The organism is Microbacterium capsulatum, from assembly GCF_030865425.1.
Classification (GTDB): Bacteria; Actinomycetota; Actinomycetes; order Actinomycetales; family Microbacteriaceae; genus Microbacterium; species Microbacterium capsulatum.
This window is the reverse complement of the sequence record NZ_JAVFCB010000009.1, coordinates 134,667-148,952: the sequence shown is the minus strand read 5'-3', so window position 1 is coordinate 148,952 and position 14,286 is coordinate 134,667. Positions and strand designations below refer to the sequence as shown.

The 14,286-nt window shown below is 70.5% G+C and carries 14 protein-coding genes; 13 read left to right on the top strand and 1 reads right to left on the bottom strand.

The genetic code is table 11. From position 1 onward, the window contains the following. Window positions 1-96: 96 nt before the first annotated feature. From RBR11_RS15305 to RBR11_RS15260, 10 genes are all read left to right on the top strand, one after another. Complete coding sequence (locus tag RBR11_RS15305) at window positions 97-1,047, top strand: M15 family metallopeptidase (protein ID WP_308490239.1); 951 nt, start codon at window positions 97-99, stop codon at window positions 1,045-1,047. Window positions 1,048-1,219: 172 nt separating this feature from the next. Then, entirely contained in the window at window positions 1,220-2,383 is a 1,164-nt protein-coding gene (locus RBR11_RS15300) for an acyl-CoA dehydrogenase family protein (protein ID WP_308490238.1), read from the top strand. Between the two features lie 357 nt (window positions 2,384-2,740). Next, a complete protein-coding gene (locus RBR11_RS15295; protein WP_308490237.1) occupies window positions 2,741-3,181 on the top strand; it encodes a hypothetical protein in 441 nt (146 codons plus the stop codon). A 210-nt stretch (window positions 3,182-3,391) separates the two neighbouring features. Beyond that, entirely contained in the window at window positions 3,392-3,745 is a 354-nt protein-coding gene (locus RBR11_RS15290) for a PadR family transcriptional regulator (RefSeq protein ID WP_308490236.1), read from the top strand. A 1-nt stretch (window position 3,746) separates the two neighbouring features. Then, window positions 3,747-4,118 (top strand): DUF1048 domain-containing protein, encoded by a 372-nt coding sequence (locus RBR11_RS15285; protein WP_308490235.1) that lies wholly within the window; start codon window positions 3,747-3,749, stop codon window positions 4,116-4,118. Then, on the top strand, window positions 4,115-4,930 hold the full coding sequence (locus RBR11_RS15280; RefSeq protein ID WP_308490234.1) for an ABC transporter ATP-binding protein: 816 nt from the start codon (window positions 4,115-4,117) through the stop codon (window positions 4,928-4,930). The genes RBR11_RS15285 and RBR11_RS15280 overlap by 4 nt, the downstream gene beginning before the upstream one ends. After that, on the top strand, window positions 4,927-5,691 hold the full coding sequence (locus tag RBR11_RS15275; RefSeq protein WP_308490233.1) for an ABC transporter permease: 765 nt from the start codon (window positions 4,927-4,929) through the stop codon (window positions 5,689-5,691). The genes RBR11_RS15280 and RBR11_RS15275 overlap by 4 nt, the downstream gene beginning before the upstream one ends. Window positions 5,692-5,944: 253 nt before the next feature. Further along, the gene (gene recQ / locus RBR11_RS15270) at window positions 5,945-7,996 is read left to right on the top strand and encodes a DNA helicase RecQ (protein WP_308490232.1); all 2,052 of its coding nucleotides are present in this window, start codon (window positions 5,945-5,947) and stop codon (window positions 7,994-7,996) included. A 461-nt stretch (window positions 7,997-8,457) separates the two neighbouring features. Then, window positions 8,458-10,533, top strand: coding sequence for an acyl-CoA dehydrogenase family protein (locus tag RBR11_RS15265; RefSeq protein WP_308490231.1), 2,076 nt, complete (start codon window positions 8,458-8,460; stop codon window positions 10,531-10,533). Between the two features lie 149 nt (window positions 10,534-10,682). Then, window positions 10,683-11,252, top strand: coding sequence for a DNA-3-methyladenine glycosylase I (locus RBR11_RS15260; protein WP_308490230.1), 570 nt, complete (start codon window positions 10,683-10,685; stop codon window positions 11,250-11,252). Window positions 11,253-11,325: 73 nt separating this feature from the next. Here the strand turns inward: RBR11_RS15260 and RBR11_RS15255 are convergent, their stop codons facing one another. Beyond that, a complete protein-coding gene (locus RBR11_RS15255) occupies window positions 11,326-11,889 on the bottom strand; it encodes a hypothetical protein (RefSeq protein ID WP_308490229.1) in 564 nt (187 codons plus the stop codon). A gap of 158 nt (window positions 11,890-12,047) precedes the next feature. Here RBR11_RS15255 and RBR11_RS15250 point away from each other — a divergent pair, with 158 nt between their 5' ends. From RBR11_RS15250 to RBR11_RS15240, 3 genes are all read left to right on the top strand, one after another. After that, window positions 12,048-13,052 carry a DUF5684 domain-containing protein gene (locus RBR11_RS15250; RefSeq protein WP_308490228.1) on the top strand — a complete coding sequence of 335 codons (1,005 nt, stop codon included), beginning with the start codon at window positions 12,048-12,050 and terminating at the stop codon, window positions 13,050-13,052. 162 nt (window positions 13,053-13,214) lie between these two features. Beyond that, window positions 13,215-13,964: a hypothetical protein gene (locus RBR11_RS15245; RefSeq protein WP_308490227.1), complete on the top strand. Its 750-nt coding sequence runs from the start codon at window positions 13,215-13,217 to the stop codon at window positions 13,962-13,964. Window positions 13,965-13,966: 2 nt separating this feature from the next. After that, window positions 13,967-14,284 carry a hypothetical protein gene (locus tag RBR11_RS15240; protein WP_308490226.1) on the top strand — a complete coding sequence of 106 codons (318 nt, stop codon included), beginning with the start codon at window positions 13,967-13,969 and terminating at the stop codon, window positions 14,282-14,284. The last annotated feature ends 2 nt before the right edge of the window (window positions 14,285-14,286 follow it).

Genomic DNA, 14,286 nt, shown 5'->3' with positions numbered 1-14,286 from the left:
ACCATATTCGAACATAACGACGAAGAAAGGTCAAGGCGTGTTCGGGATGATGTTCGAATGTCGCGGACGCTCAGGTCCGCCGGACAGAATGGACGGGTGGCAGACCCGAAGACCCCGACGAGCGGGCGCGGCACGGACCCGCGCATCGTGTTCCGGCTCTTCGTGACGGTCGGCCTGGCTGTCGCGCTGATCGGTGCTCTCTGGTCGCTCGCCGACGGCTCGGCCGCCGCGGGTCCTCGTGGGGAGGGGAAGGCCGCCGGGATCGCGATGCCCGCCGCGGCCAAGAGCCTGCCGCAGGTGATGCTCCGCGCCGTGCGGGCCGCGAACCCGTGCGCCGAGCCCGCGGTGCAGACCGCCCTGGCCTCGGGCGGGGACGACGCCGTGGTCGCGGCCTTCGGCGGAGGTGCGGCGTTCCGTGCGGCCGTGGCTGCGGGCAATGCGCCGTGCATCAACCTCGGCGATCCCACCCGTGACTGGCTCGTCGTGAACAAGGCCCGCCCGCTGGCTCCGCTGACCTTCGCCCCGGCCTCGCTCAGCGAGCCGGCTCTGATCGCCGAGGACAGCGCCGGCCCGGTCCGCAGCGATGTGGCCCAGGCGCTGGACAAGCTCTCCGCCGGCGCGGCCGCCGCAGGGGTCGGCCGGATCGGCCTCGGCAGCGGCTACCGCTCGTACGACACCCAGGTGCAGACCTACTCCGGGCAGGTGCAGATGTACGGGCGGGTCCAGGGCGACGCGCTCTCCGCCCGCCCGGGGCACAGCGAGCATCAGACCGGGATGGCGGCCGACGTCGTGTCGTGCGCGCGCAACTGCGGCGGCATCAACGACTTCGGCGACACGTCCGGCGGCGCCTGGGTCGCGCAGAACGCCTGGCAGTACGGATTCATCGTCCGCTACGTCGCCGGCCAGACCCCGGTCACCGGCTACGACCCGGAGCCGTGGCACCTCCGCTACATCGGCGTGCCCCTCGCGACGGCGTACCACGACGGCGGTTTCACGACCCTCGAGCAGTTCTTCGGGCTGCCCGCCGCGCCCTCCTACCCGGGCTGAGACGCGCGCACCCCCGGCCCGGCCCGGCCCTGGGCTGCGTGAGCGTTCCCACAACGGTGACACCGAGTCTCATCAATCGTGAGATGCATTCCCACAATCGGCGCCGCGATCCCCGTCTTTCCGCGTAGGATCGCCAGTGCGAAGATGCACACGACGATCTGGAGGAGCGGGCATGGAACGCGACATCTACGACGAGGACCACGAGGCGTTCCGCGACCTCGTCAAGGATTTCATCAAGCGCCACGTCACGAACGAGGCCATCGAGCGCTGGAACGCGGAAGGTGAGATCGACCGCGCGACCATGCTCGCGGCGGGCGAGGCCGGCCTCATCGGGCTCTCCGTGCCGGAGGAGTTCGGGGGCGCGGGCATGCTGCAGGACTACCGCTTCCGCACCGTGGTGATGGAGGAGACGATCGCCGCGGGGGCGGGATCCCTCGCCGGCGCGCTCGGGATCCAGGACGACCTGGCCGTGCCCTACCTCGTGCACATGGGCACGCAGGAGCAGAAGGCGAAGTGGCTGCCGCGCATGGCGACGGGTGAGATCATCGGTGCGCTCGCGATGACCGAGCCGGGGGCCGGATCCGATCTGCGCGGCATCAAGACCACGGCGAAGAAGGTCGACGGCGGCTACCTCGTCAACGGCTCCAAGACCTTCATCTCCTCGGGCGCCACCGCCGACATCCTCGTCACCTTCGTGAAGACGGGGGAGGGCAACCGCCCCGACGCCTTCAGCCTCGTGCTCGTGGAGAGCGGCATGGAGGGCTTCGAGCACGGCAAGAAGCTGCACAAGATGGGCTTCCAGGGTCACGACACGGCGGAGCTCAGCTTCACCGACGTGTTCGTCCCCGACGAGAACCTCGTCGGCGGCAAGGAGGGCCTCGGCTTCGTCCAGCTCATGATGAACCTGCCGCTCGAGCGCCTCTCGATCGCCGTCGCCGGCGCGGCCGCCGCACAGGCCGGCTACGACTGGACCGTCGCGTACGCGAAGGACCGCGAGGCCTTCGGCGAGCGGATCATCGACTTCCAGAACACCCGCTTCCAGATCGCCGACATGTCGGCGACCGTCGACGCGCTGTGGGCCTACGTCGACCGCGCGCTGCTCGCCTACAAGGACGGGAAGCTCTCCGCGGAGGAGGCCGCGAAGGTCAAGTTCTGGGCGACCGAGCGGGAGTGGGAGGTGCTCGACGCGGGCGTGCAACTGCACGGCGGCTACGGCTACATCACCGAGTACCCGATCGCCCGCGCCTTCCTCGACGCCCGTGTGCACCGCATCTACGGCGGCACGAACGAGATCATGCGTGACATCGTGTCCCGCCAGATCGCCGGCAAGCGCTGACGCCGCGTCGCCCTCGTCCGAACGCCCCCGGATCCGCGGACCGGGGGCGTTCCGCGTGTCCGGGCGTTCCGCGTGTCCGGGCGTTCCGCGTGTCCGGAGAGCGGACCGGTTCGCGCCGCTTGAGATCCGGCGGAACCATCCGCGCTGTCGAATCCTGCATGCGCTGCAGAAAGGTGTGCAGCGCATGCAGAAAGGGACAGCGCGGCTCGCGCATCGCGCAGGAATCGGCCGCGCAATCAGGGAACGACAGCTCGGCCACGGTCCGTTCTTCCTGCACAGGCGCCGGGCGAGGCGGGTTCTGCACCGGTTGCGTGATCGGCGGCCGACGGACGTGCGGACGTGGTCACGCTGGCGGGTATGAACCCTGAAACACTCCGCGACCACGTGCTCGCCGGCGACGACGACCTCCGCGACGCGATCGAGCTGCTGCTGCAGCGGGCGAATCAGCGTCAGCTCTGGCTGCTCTTCATCGATGGGCGGGGGTGCCTCGGCGAGCCGCTCATGCCCATGGCCGACTATCCCGAGGATCCGCACGAGGAGGTCGCTGTGGACGACCTCGGTGAGGTCAGCCATGGCGGGCTGATCGCACACAGGATCGGCATGCTCCGGGAGCTGACCGGCAATGCCTCCGTCGTGCTCGTCTGGGAACAGGTCGTCGGCGAGACCCTCGACGACGACACGCGATCCTGGGCGCGTGAGATGCAACGGCAGATGTCGCTGCTCGGGATCCCGCTGCGCGCACAGTATCTCCTGCACGCGCAGGGAGTGCGCCCGCTCCGCCCCGACGACGGGCTCTGAGCGTCCCTGTCGCCCGTCGCGACCCGCGGACCGCGATGCCCCTGGATCCTCGGATCCGGGGGCATCGCGCTGTCCGGCCGGTCCGCCCGCGAACACAGGAGCTTCGGGAGCGGGCCGCGAAAAAATTGGTATTCACTGTTGCTAGGTACCGGTACTCAGTGTTACTGTCTACCAGTAGTCAACATCACTGAGTAGAAGGAGGCGATCGCGATGGCGAGTCAGATGACCGAGATGCTCAAGGGCACGCTCGAGGGCATCGTCCTGGCGATCCTGGCCGAGCGATCGGCCTACGGATACGAGATCACGACCTGGCTGCGCGATGCGGGCTTCGCCGACATCGCGGAGGGCACCGTGTACGCGCTGCTCGTCCGGGTCGAGCAGAAGGGCCTGGTGGACGTGGAGAAGGTCCCGTCCGAGAAGGGCCCGCCGCGCAAGGTGTACACGCTCAACGCGCAGGGGCGGGATCAGCTCGCCGAGTTCTGGAGGACGTGGAGCTTCCTCGCAGAGCGCATCGAACAGCTCCACCACACGAACAGCACGACCGAGACGAACGAAGGAGCCTGACATGGCCGCGAAGTGGATCGAAGCCCTCACCGGGTCTCTCGAGCAGAAGAAGCAGTACAAGCAGGACAAGGCCCGCATCGAGGGTCTCCCGGCGCCGTATGCGGCGGCGGCGACCGCGATGCAGCGCTACCTGATGTACGCCGGCGGCATCACCGACGGCGACACCATGGTGCGGATGTTCTCCGACCTGGCGGACCTCTGGGAGCGCGCCGCGATCGACGGCACCCCGGTCCGCGACATCGTCGGCGACGACCCGGTCGACTTCGCGGAGACGTTCGCCAAGGCGTACGCCGGCCGCGAGTGGATCGACAAGGAGCGCAAGCGCTTCACCCAGGCCATCGACGAGGCCGAAGGAAAGGGGAACCGATCATGACCACCTCCGCCGCCCCCGCGATCCGCGTGCAGGGCGTCACCAAGTCGTTCAAGGACCTGCAGGTCCTGCGCGGCGTCGACTTCGACGTCGAGCGGGGCAGCATCTTCGCCCTGCTCGGCTCGAACGGCGCCGGCAAGACCACGCTCGTGCGGATCCTCTCCACGCTGCTGAAGGCCGACGGCGGATCCGCGAGCGTACAGGGCTTCGACGTCGCGACGGCGCCGAACGACGTGCGCCAGGCGATCAGTCTCACCGGCCAGTTCGCCGCGGTCGACGAGGTCCTCAGCGGCCGGGAGAACCTCGTGCTCGTCGCGAGGCTCCGGCACCTCAAGGATCCCGGATCCGTCGCCGACGACCTGCTCGCCCGGTTCTCCCTCACCGAGGCCGGCGGACGCCGCGCCGGCACCTACTCCGGCGGCATGCGCCGGCGGCTCGACATCGCGATGAGCCTGATCGGCGACCCGCCGGTCATCTTCCTCGACGAACCGACCACGGGGCTCGACCCGCAGGCGCGGATCGAGGTCTGGCAGACCGTGAAGCAGCTCGCCGACAGCGGCACCACGGTGCTGCTCACCACGCAGTACCTCGACGAGGCGGAGCAGCTGGCCGACCGGATCGCGATCCTGCACGAGGGCACCATCATCCAGAACGGCACGCTCGCCGAGCTCAAGCGGCTGCTGCCGCAGGCCAAGGTCGAGTACGTCGAGAAGCAGCCCACGCTCGAGGAGGTCTTCCTCGCCCTCGTCGGGCCGAGCGCGGCACCGGTCCCCGAGCCGGTCGAAGATTCCACAGAGAAGGAGGCGGTGAAATGACCGCTCACGTCCTCAGCGACACCGGCGTTCTCACCGGACGCTCGCTGCGACACATCCTGCGCAGCCCCGACACGATCATCACCACCGCGGTGACCCCGATCGCGCTCATGCTGCTGTTCGTCTACGTCCTCGGCGGCGCGATCCACACCGGATCCTCGCAGTCGTACATCGACTACATGCTGCCGGGGATCCTGCTCATCACGATCGCCTCGGGCATCGCGTACACCTCGTACCGGCTGTTCCTCGACCTGCAGGGAGGCATCTTCGAGCGGTTCCAGTCGATGCCGATCGCCCGCTCGAGCGTGCTCTGGGCGCACGTGCTGACCTCGCTCGTGGCGAACATCGTGTCGGTCGCGATCGTGGTCGGGGTGGCTCTGCTCATGGGCTTCCGGACGGGCGCGTCCGTCGGAGCGTGGCTGGCCGTGGCCGGGATCCTGATCCTGTTCACGCTCTCGCTCACGTGGCTCGCGGTCATCGCGGGGCTCTCGGCGAAGACCGTAGATGGCGCGAGCGCGTTCAGCTACCCGCTCATCTTCCTGCCGTTCATCAGCTCGGCGTTCGTGCCCACGTCGTCGATGCCGGGCCCGGTGGCCTGGTTCGCGGAGTACCAGCCGGTGACGTCGATCGTGAACACGGTCCGGGCGCTCTTCACCGGGGCCCCGGTCGGATCCAGCATCTGGATCGCCCTGGCCTGGATGGTCGGGATCCTCGCGATCGCCTACGGCTTCGCGATCGCCATCTACCGCAAGAAGATCAGCTGATCAGGTCGGTTCCTGAGCCGGTCGAAGGACGAACCCCCTCGAACCGCCTTCGGTGCCCCGCGCACCCGGAGGCGGTTCGAGGCGGTTCGGGGGATCGATCCGTTTCGCAGTGCGCAAAGTGTCGTCCGCGGCCTCAGATGCAACACTTCGCACTCTTCGAAACGGGACCCGTTCCGCGCCGGCGCCGGCACGGATCCGGGTCCGGCTGTGGAGAGCGGCCGGTGATGTCCGCGGGGCTGGTTACGCTGGATCCATGCCTCAGAACGATCCGCGAGACCCCTACGCGGATCTGCCGTGGTCCGACGCCCCGCTCGACGATCCGTACGCCGACATGCCGTACGGGGACGAGCCGTGGGACGCTGCGCCGCCGCCCGAGGAGGGCGAATGGGCCGGATCCCCCGGGGCCGTGCCGCAGGGCAGCTTCCCGGCGCCCGTCGCCCTTCGACGGGCTCAGGGACCGTCCGCGGTGACGCCCGCTCCCAGCCGCTTCCCGACCCCGCTCGAGGCGCTGCGCACGGTCTACGGCTACGACGCCTTCCGCGGCGACCAGGCCGCGATCATCGACCAGGTCGTCGCCGGCGGCGACGCGGTCGTCCTCATGCCGACGGGCGGCGGCAAGAGCCTCTGCTACCAGGTGCCGGCGCTCGTGCGCGAGGGCACCGGGCTCGTGGTCAGCCCGCTCATCGCGCTCATGCACGACCAGGTCGACGCCCTGCGCGCCAACGGCGTGCGCGCGGCCCATCTGAACTCGACGCAGACCTCGGCCGACCGGGGCGACGTCGAGCGCGCGTATCTCGCGGGCGAGATCGACCTGATCTACGTCGCGCCCGAGCGCCTCTCCAACCCGCAGACCCTGGCGCTGCTGCAGCGCGGATCGCTCAGCGTCATCGCGATCGACGAGGCGCACTGCGTGTCGCAGTGGGGCCACGACTTCCGGCCCGACTATCTCGCGCTCGGCGGGCTCGCCGAGCGATTCCCGGGCGTCCCGCGCATCGCGCTCACCGCGACGGCGACGCGCGAGACCCATCGCGAGATCACCGAGCGGCTGCACCTGCCCGCCGCGAAGCACTTCGTGGCGAGCTTCGACCGGCCGAACATCCAGTACCGGATCGACCCCAAGGTCGACGTGCGCAAGCAGCTCGTCGCGTTCATCCGCAGTCAGCCCGAAGGCTCCGCGGGCATCGTCTACGCGCTCAGCCGCTCGTCTGTCGAGCAGACCGCCGAATACCTCAGCGCGCAGGGCTTCGACGCGATCCCGTACCACGCGGGCCTCGACGCCGGCACGCGGGCCGCGCACCAGTCGCGGTTCCTCCGCGAGGACGGCGTGATCGTCGTCGCCACGATCGCGTTCGGGATGGGGATCGACAAGCCCGACGTGCGCTTCGTCGCGCATGTCGACCTGCCGAAGTCGGTCGAGGGCTACTACCAGGAGACCGGCCGTGCCGGCCGCGACGGCGAGGCCTCGGTCGCCTGGATGGCGTACGGCCTCGGCGATGTCGTGCAGCAGCGCCGGTTCATCCAGCAGTCCGACGGCGACCGCGTCATCAAGCAGCGCCAGAACCAGCACCTCGACGCGATGCTCGCGCTCTGCGAGACCGTGGACTGCCGTCGGCAGAACCTGCTCGGCTACTTCGGCCAGGCGTCCGAGCCGTGCGGCAACTGCGACACCTGCCTCACCCCGCCCGACAGCTGGGACGGGCTGATCCCCGCGCAGAAGCTGCTGTCCACGATCGTGCGGCTGCAGCGCGAGCGGCGGCAGTCGTTCGGCGCCGGGCACCTCATCGACATCCTCCGCGGGGCGTCGACCGAGAAGATTCGCAAGTTCCGGCACGACGAGCTCGCCACCTACGGGATCGGATCCGATCTCACCGACGCGCAGTGGCGCTCGGTCGTGCGGCAGCTGCTCGCGCAGGGGCTCATGCAGGCGCAGGGCGAGTACGGCACGCTCGCGGTGAGCGACGCCAGCACCGGGGTGCTGGGCGGGTCCACACCGGTCAACCTGCGGCACGATGTCGTCGTCCGCGCCGGGGCCTCCGGATCCGGCCGGTCCGCCAAGCGCTCGGCCGCCGACGCGCTCGCCGAGGGCGACCGGGAGCTGTTCGAGGCGCTGCGATCCTGGCGGGCGCAGACCGCGCGCGAGCAGGGCGTTCCCGCGTACGTCGTGTTCGGCGACGCGACGCTGCGCGCCCTCGCCGAGCACCGGCCCGTCCGTGCCGAGGACCTGGTCGGCATCAGCGGCATCGGCGAGAAGAAGCGCGAGGCGTACGGCGACGCCGTGCTCGAGGTCATCGCCGCCGAGGGCTGAGCCCGGCTCGACCGCCGTCCGGTCCGCAGTCCACGGCCCACGGACCGCGGCCCGCGGCCGTCGCGGTCGGTTCGCCGCGCGGTCGCGGTCGGTTCGCCGCGCGGTCGCGGTCGGTTCGCCGCGCGGTCGCGGGCCTTTCGTCGAAGATGGAAAGCGCTGCTCCCGGGTGGCCGCTACGGGCGAAATCCATCTCCCCGGACCGCCCCGTTTCGCGAAAAGATGGAAAACGCCGCGGCGCACACCGTGCGGGCAGCGAAATCCATCTCCGGTGTGGTCGGCGACCGCCCGTGCAGGATCCGAGATCCGGCCGGACGGCCCCGCGACCGCCTGTCCTGTGGCATCGCCACAACCCGCCGGAACCTCGCCGCCGGAAATGGTTGGCGGATCTCCACAGCCGACTTCATGCCGTGTTGTGAGAGACCTACCATGATGACATCCCGATAGCTCCCGAGAGGATCCCCATGGTCGACGCCGCCCTTCGGACCACCACCGCGAAAAGCACTCCCGACGGCCCCGCCACGCGCATCGACGTCGCCGCTGTCGGCGATCTGCTGCTCGGCACGTGGGCCGACACCCGCCGCGAAGCGCGCGAGATGATCAAGGATCCGGCGTTCTGGCGCGACGACTCCCTCGGCAAGGACGCGCACCGCGAGCGCGTGCTGACCCAGATGCACCTGCTGGTGCAGAACAAGGCCGTGCACCGAGCCTTCCCGCAGCGCCTCGGCGGCGAGGAGAACAACGGCGCCAACATCGCCGGCTTCGAGGAGCTCGTGGCCGCCGACCCCAGCCTGCAGATCAAGTCGGGCGTGCAGTGGGGCCTGTTCGGATCCGCCGTGCTGCAGCTCGGCACCGCGGAGCACCACGACAAATGGCTGCCCGGCATCATGAGCCTGGAGATCCCCGGCGCGTTCGCGATGACCGAGATCGGGCACGGATCCGACGTCGCCTCGATCGGCACGACCGCGACCTACGACCCGGAGACCGAGGAGTTCGTCATCCACACGCCGTTCCGTGCGGCGACGAAGGAGTTCCTCGGCAACGCCGCCCTGCACGGCGTCGCAGCGACCGTGTTCGCGCAGCTCATCACGAACGGCGTCAACCACGGCGTGCACTGCTTCTACGTGCCGCTGCGCGGCACAGAGGGAGAGCACGCCGGCGAGGATCTGCCCGGCATCTCTCGCGAGGACGACGGGCTCAAGGGCGGCCTGAACGGCATCGACAACGGCCGGCTCAGCTTCGACCACGTGCGGATCCCGCGCACAAACCTGCTGAACCGCTACGGCGACGTCGCCGCCGACGGCACCTACACCAGCGCGATCGACAGCCCCGGCCGCCGCTTCTTCACGATGCTCGGCACCCTTGTGCAGGGCCGGGTCTCGCTCGACGGTGCCTCCTCCTGGGCGTCCGCGCTCGGCCTGTACATCGCGATCACCTACGCCGGCCAGCGCCGCCAGTTCACCGGCGCGAGCGGGGAGGAGACCACGCTCCTCGACTACGGCAAGCACCAGCGCCGGCTCCTGCCGCGCCTGGCCACGACCTACGCGCAGCTCTTCGCGCACGACGAGTTCCTGCAGAAGTTCGACGGCGTCTTCTCCGGCCGCACCGACACCCCGCAGGACCGCGAGGATCTGGAGACGCTCGCCGCCGCCCTCAAGCCGCTGTCCACCTGGCACGCGCTGGACACCCTGCAGGAGTGCCGGGAGGCCTGCGGCGGCGCCGGCTTCATGTTCGAGAACCGGTTCGTCGGCCTCCGCCAGGATCTCGACATCTACGTGACCTTCGAGGGCGACAACAACGTGCTGCTGCAGCTCGTCGGCAAGCGCCTGCTCACCGACCTCGCGAAGCAGTTCAAGGGCAAGGACGCGGCGGCCCTCGCCCGGTACGCCGTCGAGCAGACCGCCGGCAAGGTGTTCCACGGCGCGGGTCTCCGGCAGTTCGGCCAGTCCGTCGCGGACCTCGGATCCATCGCCCGTTCCGTCGAGAACGGCCTGCGCGGTGAGCAGCAGCACGAGCTGCTCACCGACCGCGTGCAGCAGATGATCGCCGACGTCGCCGGCCGTCTCCGCGCCGCCGGCAAGGACAAGGCACTCGGCGAGAAGCTGTTCAACGAGAACCAGGCCGAGCTCATCGAGGCGGCCCGCGCGCACGGCGAGCTGCTGCAGTGGGAGGCGTTCAGCGACGCGGTCGGCCGTACGACCGACGAGGGCAGCCGCACGGTGCTCACCTGGCTGCGCGACCTGTTCGGGCTGCAGCTCATCGAGAAGCACCTCGCCTGGTACCTCATCAACGGCCGCCTGTCGGCCCAGCGCGCGGCCTCGGTCTCGCGCTACATCGACCGGCTCTGCACGCGCCTGCGCCCGCACGCCCTCGACCTCGTGAACGCGTTCGGCTACGCGCCCGAGCACGTGCGCGCACCCCTCGCCTCCGGTGCGGAGCAGACCCGCCAGGACGAGGCCCGCGCGTACTACGAGGACCTGCGCGCCTCGGGTCAGGCGCCCGCGGACGAGAAGGCGCTGAAGAAGGCCCGCCAGCTCTGACCCGCCCTCCCCTTCCGCTAGCTGGTCGCGAATCGTCGCCGAACCTCAGAAATGAGGGCGTGTCGCGACCAGCGAGCGGAGATGGACGGGCGGTGGACCGGCGCAGGGATCGGGACGGGATGTCGCCGGCCCGGCCTACGCTGGTCGGCATGACCTCGGATCCGACCGCCGACGACCGCACCCGCTGCCCCTGGGTCGGCGACGACCCCGATTATCTGCGGTACCACGACGAGGAGTGGGGGCGGCCTCTGCACGGCGATCGCCCGCTGTTCGAGAAGATGGCGCTCGAAGGCTTCCAGGCCGGACTGAGCTGGATCACGATCCTGCGCAAGCGTCCGCGGTTCCGCGAGGTGTTCGCCGGGTTCGACCCTGCGGCGGTCGCCGGCTTCGGCGAGGACGACATCGCCCGGCTGATGGCGGATCCGGGGATCATCCGCAACCGCGCCAAGATCGAGGCCACGATCGGCAACGCCCGGATCGTGCGCGACCTGGCCGAGGGCGAGCTCGACGCGCTGATGTGGTCGTTCGCGCCCGCGAAGCGCCGACCCCGTCCCCGCACGATCGCGGAGATCCCGGCGGTCACGCCCGAGTCGGACGCGATGAGCAAGGCGCTGCGGAAAAAGGGGTTCCGCTTCGTCGGCCCGACCACGATGTACGCGCTCATGCAGTCGGCCGGCATGGTCGACGACCACGTCGAGGGGTGCTGGCGAGCCGCCTGAGCTTCGACAGCCTCCGGGCCGCCCTTCGGCGAGCTCGGGGCCCGAGCCCGGGGGAGGAGGCTCGGGGCGGCCGTCAGGCGGCGGCCGGGGCCTCCGGGCCCGGCTCGGCGGTGCCGTCCGACCCGGTGTCGGGCTTGCGGAAGACCTGGCGCATGTGGTCGCTGAGGAGGAAGTCGGCGACGCCGATCATGATGAGGCTGAAGATGATCTGCTCGGTCACCATCCACGCCGGGTAGAGGCCGGGGATCGCGGCCATCACGAGCGTGATCACCGGGAAGATCTGCGCGAACAGCCGTAGTCGCTGGTACGCCCAGCGCCAGCCGAGCGCCGCGCGCCAGGCGAAGTAGAAGAGCGTGACCGTCATCGCCAGCACGATGAGCGCGCGCATCCAGACCGCGAACGGAACGGCCAGGATGCTGCGGGCCTGCACCGCGATCACGACGGCGACGACCACCGCCGCCACGCCGATCAGGAGCTCGACCGCGAGCAGCCAGAACACCCCGCGGAACGCGCGCACCGTGCGGTGGTGGTCGCGATCCTCCTCCGTGATCAGGACGTGCGACTGGCGCCCGCCCGCGATGCGGTCGACGCGCAGCAGCAGCGGCTCGAGGCGTCGGAGGAGGGGGTCGAGGATCATGCTCCGAGCCTACGGCGGACGCTTGTGCGCGGGCCGCGTGAAGGCCCCGTCAGGCGCGAAATCGATCGAAGGATGGAGGGCCGCCGATCCGGGGACCGCGGAGGCCCATCCGGTGCCCGGTTAGGCTGAGCGGCGGACGATACGGAGGGGGATCGCTCATGGCACTGCCCGTCGGGTCGGCTCTGCTGCCGGCGCTCGCGGTCGGCGGCGCCGCCGGGCTCGCGCTCGGCGTCGGACTGTGGATCTGGTACGCGGCCGCGCTGGCGAAGCTGTTCCCACGGATCGGCGGGGAGGGCTGGAAGGGCTGGGTCCCGGTGCTCAACGAGGCCGAGGTCCTCTCCCGCGGCGGCGTTCCGGCCTGGGGCGCGGTGTTCTTCTTCATCCCGGTCGTGCAGCTCTACGGCCTGTACCTGAAGATCGTCGCGGCGCACCGGATCAACGGGCGCTTCCGGCACGGCGGCGGGTTCACGCTGCTCGCGATCGTCCTCCCGCCGCTCTGGGCCACCCTGCTCGCGGCCGGGCAGGATCCGGTCGCGGAGGCGGGCACGGCCGTGCCGGGCGGCCCGCAGACGGGCGGGATCCGCACCCGCGTCGTGTCGCCGCGCGCCGCTCTCGCGCGCGACGCATCGGGCTACGCGATCCCGGCGGCGGTGCCGGCCGAGTCGGCGCTGATCGATGCGGTGCCCGGCGGATCGGCGCCGGTGACGGACGGATCCGCGCGCGCATCGGATCCGCGGCCCGCACCCGCGCCGGCTCCCGCCCAGCCCGCCCCGGCTTCCGCCCAGCCCGTCCCGGCTTCCGCCCAGCCCGTCCCGGTCGCCGAAGCTCCGCGGGGCGAGCGCTGGGTCCTGGTCCTCGACGACGGCACCCGCCTGCCGCTCACCGGATCCGGCATCGTGCTCGGCCGCGCCCCCGCCGGCGCTGCCGGGGATCAGACCGTGCGGATCCCCGACGCGACGCGCACGCTGTCGAAGACCCACGCACGCCTCGACCGCGACGGATCCGGCTGGCGGCTCACCGACCTGAATTCGACGAACGGCGTGCGCGTGTTCGCCCGGGACGGCGGCACGACCGTGCCCGCACCCGGCGTTCCGGCGCCGGTGCAGGGGCGGATCCTGCTCGGCGACGTGGGCATGCTGATCGTGCTCGACGGGGCAGGCTGACCGGGCGCCCCTCCGCGGGGATGGGGAGTTCTCTCCATTGGCGACGGTCCGGGCACTCGCCTACTGTGAAGACGGAGGGAACCGCGTCACGGTGTGACGGGCTCCCCGACCGGAGAAGCAGGACGCGCTGCGCATTGCGCTGCGCGTCGAGGGGGGAGTGGTGTGTCGGACGACGCCGAGATGTTCTTCGAACTGCGGGACGAGGTGTCCCGTGACGCGCAGACCTACGCCGACGCGGCCGGGCGGGAGCGACCCGCTTCGACCACGGACGAGGCGGGGCAGATCGAGGTGACCCTGTCCGAGACGGAGGGGACCACCGTCGTGGTGGGAGACAACTGGCAGGACGTCTACCGTCCGGGCGAGCTCGGCTCCGCGATCGTCGAGACCGTGCAGCAGCTCGCCGCGGCCCGGACCGCGGCCTGGGCGGAAGGGCTGGGCGAGGCGGCAGAGGAGACCCGTCGGCCGTCCCCGACCCCGCCCGCGGGAGAGTCGGCTGCGGCCAGGATCCAGGCGGCGCTCGAAGCGGAGCCGGATGGCGGCGCTGCCGTGACACGGTCGCTGGAGAACGTGCTCGCGATGCTCGACGACATCTCGGCGAACATCGACGAGACCTTCGCCGAGGCGTTCCGCCGCGGGCGGACCACGCATTCGACCACGCCGCTGTCGCGGAACCTCACGGTCGAGGTGAGCGCGATGGGGGAGCTCGTCTCGGTCTCGTTCTCCGAGAACTGGCTGGCCCGCACGAGCGGGTCGCAGATCTCCCGAGAGCTCAACGCCGCGATCGCGGAGGCGCGGGCGGCGACCGCGACCAGCCGCGATGCCGGGCCGTTCGCCGGCACGCCGCTGGCCGAGTATCAGCGCTTCCTCGACGATCCGGACAGTTTCGTCGACTACATCAGCGGGAGGGGATGACGATGGATCCGGAGCTGAAGCTCTGCTTCGACGCGTTGGGCAAGGATGCCTCGATCTGGGACGAGGCCGGGAACACGCTGGAGACGGCGTCCCGGACGATCGACGGGGTCGACGTCTACCGGGGCGCGTTCTCGTTCGGTGCGCTCGAGGTCGCCGACCAGTACGCGCAGCTGCACACGCAGGTCGTCCAGCTGCTCACCGACGGCGCCCGCGAGGTGAGGGCGGGGGCCACCGCCCTCCGTGCGGTCCGCGACGACTTCCAGCGCTTCGAGGACATCTCGAAGTCCGAGTACTACAAGATGTGGCAGCCAGCCGAGTGAGC

What these genes read in the sequence shown, in the direction of transcription:
- RBR11_RS15250 (WP_308490228.1), top strand. Translation starts at nt 12,048, where the DNA reads ATGGCACTGCCCGTCGGGTCGGCTCTGCTGCCGGCGCTCGCGGTCGGC.
- RBR11_RS15260 (WP_308490230.1), top strand. Translation starts at nt 10,683, where the DNA reads ATGACCTCGGATCCGACCGCCGACGACCGCACCCGCTGCCCCTGGGTC.
- RBR11_RS15255 (WP_308490229.1), bottom strand. Translation starts at nt 11,889, where the DNA reads ATGATCCTCGACCCCCTCCTCCGACGCCTCGAGCCGCTGCTGCTGCGC.
- recQ (WP_308490232.1), top strand. Translation starts at nt 5,945, where the DNA reads ATGCCTCAGAACGATCCGCGAGACCCCTACGCGGATCTGCCGTGGTCC.
- RBR11_RS15265 (WP_308490231.1), top strand. Translation starts at nt 8,458, where the DNA reads ATGGTCGACGCCGCCCTTCGGACCACCACCGCGAAAAGCACTCCCGAC.
- RBR11_RS15240 (WP_308490226.1), top strand. Translation starts at nt 13,967, where the DNA reads ATGGATCCGGAGCTGAAGCTCTGCTTCGACGCGTTGGGCAAGGATGCC.
- RBR11_RS15275 (WP_308490233.1), top strand. Translation starts at nt 4,927, where the DNA reads ATGACCGCTCACGTCCTCAGCGACACCGGCGTTCTCACCGGACGCTCG.
- RBR11_RS15290 (WP_308490236.1), top strand. Translation starts at nt 3,392, where the DNA reads ATGGCGAGTCAGATGACCGAGATGCTCAAGGGCACGCTCGAGGGCATC.
- RBR11_RS15300 (WP_308490238.1), top strand. Translation starts at nt 1,220, where the DNA reads ATGGAACGCGACATCTACGACGAGGACCACGAGGCGTTCCGCGACCTC.
- RBR11_RS15280 (WP_308490234.1), top strand. Translation starts at nt 4,115, where the DNA reads ATGACCACCTCCGCCGCCCCCGCGATCCGCGTGCAGGGCGTCACCAAG.
- RBR11_RS15285 (WP_308490235.1), top strand. Translation starts at nt 3,747, where the DNA reads ATGGCCGCGAAGTGGATCGAAGCCCTCACCGGGTCTCTCGAGCAGAAG.
- RBR11_RS15295 (WP_308490237.1), top strand. Translation starts at nt 2,741, where the DNA reads ATGAACCCTGAAACACTCCGCGACCACGTGCTCGCCGGCGACGACGAC.